Below are 2,629 nucleotides of genomic sequence, written 5' to 3'. Positions count from 1 at the left end.
CGGCCACCGGCTGGTCGCGCCCGGTCATCACCACCGCCGGCGGCGCGAAGCCGCGCGCGAGGCCGGCGCGCATCGCGGCAATCTCGTCGTCGATGTAGCGACCCATCTCGGCCAGCTGCGACAAGTACGCGCGGTAGTCGGGCTCGCCGCGCGCGAACGATCCGCGCGCCGGGTATTGCAGGTCGGACCAGAAGGCGCTGTCGCCGTTGACCGGCTTCTGCCATTCCGCGAACCGCTCGTCTTCCAGCAGCGAGCCGATCTGCTGGCGATAAACCAGATAGTCGACGCGCGTGTCGGGCGTCAGCGCGGCGGGATCGAGGGCGTCCAGCCGGCGCGTCACCTCCTCCCAATAGGCGCTTCGGCGGGCATGGGCGGCGGCGCTCTCATCGGGCAGATGCGCCGCGACCGCGCCGGGTTCGGCCGCGGCGAGGTGCTCGGCGATGCGCCAGCGCCATTCCCCGGTCCAGACGGCGGCGAAGCGCGCGTCGGCGGTGGGGGCCGGCGCGGCGGCGAGCAGGAGCGGGGCGAGGGCGAGGAGACGGCGCATGGCGACAGGCTATCATCTCCGCCGTCATTCGGGGAAGAAGTTTGCTTGCGTGCCGGCATTGGTGTGCTAGACTGTTAATACAGCAGGAGGAAGGACCACATGCAGGCGCATTCGAACGGCCCGGTTTGGCTCCAGTACGTCATTCCGCTGGTGATCGTTGCGATCGTGATGGTCATTCGCCGCCCGTCGCGCGCGCGGCCGCTGCGCCTGGGGCTCCTCTGGATCCTGCCGACCTTCTACCTTCTCTTCGTGGCCGCCGGCATCGCCGCGACCCCGCCGCACGGCGTGGGCTGGACGTGGATCGCGGCGGGGCTGCTGGTTGGCGCGCTGGTCGGTTGGCAACGCGGCAAGACGACGCGGGTCGCCGTCGATCCGGCGACGCGCGAGGTGACCCAGCAATCGTCGCCGCTGGGCATGGTGCTGATCGTCGGGCTGATCCTGCTCAAGACGGGCTTGCGGGCGGAGGGCGGCGGGATCGGCGTCGACGCGGTGAACCTGTCGAACGCGCTGCTCGCGTCGGTGCCGGGCATGCTGGCGGTGGCCAGGGTGGAGATCTTCCTGCGCGCCAGGCGCCTGCTGGTCGCGGCGCACGCGACCTGAGCCGCTTTGCGCGGGCGCGGCGGGTCCGCTATCGGCCGGCGCCATGAAGCACGCGCTCCCCGTCACCCGCGCCCAGGATTTCGCCGCCTGGTATCAGGCCGTCGTCGCGGAGGCCGATCTCGCCGAGGAATCAGGCGTGCGCGGCTGCATGGTGATCCGGCCCTGGGGCTATGGCCTGTGGGAGCGCATCCAGCGCCAACTCGACGACCGGATCAAGGCGACCGGCCACGACAATTGCTATTTCCCGCTGTTCATCCCGCTCTCCTATTTCGCCAAGGAGGCCGAGCATGTCGAGGGCTTCGCCAAGGAGATGGCGGTCGTCACCCACCATCGGCTGATCGCGGACGGCCAGGGCGGGCTCCAGCCCGATCCGGCCGCCAGACTGGAGGAGCCGCTGGTGGTGCGGCCGACCAGCGAGACGGTGATCGGCGCCGCCTTTTCGCGCTGGATCCAGTCGTGGCGCGACCTGCCGGTCAAGATCAACCAATGGGCCAATGTCGTGCGCTGGGAGATGCGCACCCGCATGTTCCTGCGCACCAGCGAGTTCCTGTGGCAGGAGGGCCATACCGCGCACGCTACGCAGGCGGAGGCGCGCGCCGAGACGCTGGCGATCCTGGAACTCTACCGGTCGTTCGCCGAAGAGGTGCTGGCGCTGCCGGTGGTCGCGGGCGAGAAGCCGGAGCACGAGCGTTTCCCCGGCGCGGTGGCGACCTATTCGATCGAGGCGATGATGGCGGACGGCAAGGCGCTCCAGGCCGGCACCTCGCATTATCTGGGCACCAATTTCGCGAGCGCGCAGAACATCCGCTACCAGTCGGCCGACGGCGAGCTGGCGCTGGCGCACACCACCAGCTGGGGCGTGTCGACGCGGCTGATCGGCGGCGTCATCATGGTCCATGGCGACGACGACGGCCTGCGCGCGCCACCCCGCATCGCGCCGTGGCAGGTGGTGATCGTGCCGATGCTGCGCGACACGGCGGAGGACGAGGGCGTCATCCGCTACGCCCGCGCGCTGCAGGCGGCGCTGGCGGCGCAGGTCGCGTTCGGCGAGCCGCTGCGTGTTCAGCTCGATCTCAAGCCCGCCAAGGCGTCGGCGAAACGCTGGGCCTGGGTCAAGAAGGGCGCGCCGCTGATCGTCGAGGTCGGGCCGCGCGACGTCGGCAACGACGCGGTGTCGGTGGTGCGGCGCGACCGGCTGTATCGCGCGGACGGCAAGGTCGACGCGGCGGTCGGCCCGCGCGAGGCGTTCGTGGGTGGCGTGGCGGCGGAGCTGGAGGATATCCAGCAAATGCTGTTCGCGCAGGCCAAGGCGAAGCTGGACGAGGGCATCGCGCCCGTCGCCGACTGGGCCGGGATCGAAGCCATGTTCGCCGACGGCCGCGACAACCCCGGCTGGGCGCGCGTCGCCTGGGCCAGGCCGACCGGCGCGGCGCTGGACGCGGTGGTCGAGCGGCTCAAGGCGCTCAAGCTCACCGTGCGCAA

At 70.9% G+C, this 2,629-nt stretch carries 3 protein-coding genes; 2 read left to right on the top strand and 1 reads right to left on the bottom strand.

From position 1 onward, the window contains the following. Positions 1 to 547: DUF885 family protein (locus HUU95_RS13875; protein WP_174280639.1), on the bottom strand; the 547-nt coding region annotated here is incomplete at its 3' end. 99 nt (positions 548 to 646) lie between these two features. Here HUU95_RS13875 and HUU95_RS13870 point away from each other — a divergent pair. Together HUU95_RS13870 and HUU95_RS13865 are read left to right on the top strand one after the other, a co-directional pair. Further along, positions 647 to 1,147 carry a CcdC protein domain-containing protein gene (locus tag HUU95_RS13870; protein WP_174280638.1) on the top strand — a complete coding sequence of 167 codons (501 nt, stop codon included), beginning with the start codon at positions 647 to 649 and terminating at the stop codon, positions 1,145 to 1,147. 43 nt (positions 1,148 to 1,190) lie between these two features. Beyond that, the coding region (locus HUU95_RS13865) for an aminoacyl--tRNA ligase-related protein (protein ID WP_174280637.1) at positions 1,191 to 2,629 on the top strand (1,439 nt) is incomplete at its 3' end.

The organism is Sphingomonas bacterium (assembly GCF_903643065.1).
Lineage (GTDB): Bacteria > Pseudomonadota > Alphaproteobacteria > Sphingomonadales > Sphingomonadaceae > Sphingomonas.
Note: the sequence above shows the minus strand (reverse complement) of the source record. Positions and strands in the feature narration are given on the sequence as shown.

What these genes read in the sequence shown, in the direction of transcription:
- HUU95_RS13870 (WP_174280638.1), top strand. Translation starts at nt 647, where the DNA reads ATGCAGGCGCATTCGAACGGCCCGGTTTGGCTCCAGTACGTCATTCCG.